The 216-nt window shown below is 36.1% G+C and carries 1 protein-coding gene; it reads right to left on the bottom strand.

The genetic code is table 11. The features are described from left to right. Positions 1-216 (bottom strand): hypothetical protein (locus BN338_RS12595; RefSeq protein ID WP_039762761.1); only part of this gene is annotated, 216 nt, incomplete at both ends.

Raw genomic sequence — 216 nt, forward strand, 5'->3', positions numbered from 1 at the left:
AACTTCCATCAATAAAGCCCGCGTTTGTGACAAAACCAATAATACCGCGGTTTTTTATACGGTCACTAGCCCAACGAATAGCACGGATATAACTGTCATAAAGTGCTTGTAATAAACTTGTTTTTGAATGAGCGGCGTAAGTTTCACCAATACGGTTATCTAATATGGAATAAGATGTATTTGGATTATTATCATTAGCATTTTTTTGTCCTACCG

It is taken from the genome of Bartonella queenslandensis AUST/NH15 (assembly GCF_000312585.1).
GTDB lineage: Bacteria > Pseudomonadota > Alphaproteobacteria > Rhizobiales > Rhizobiaceae > Bartonella > Bartonella queenslandensis_A.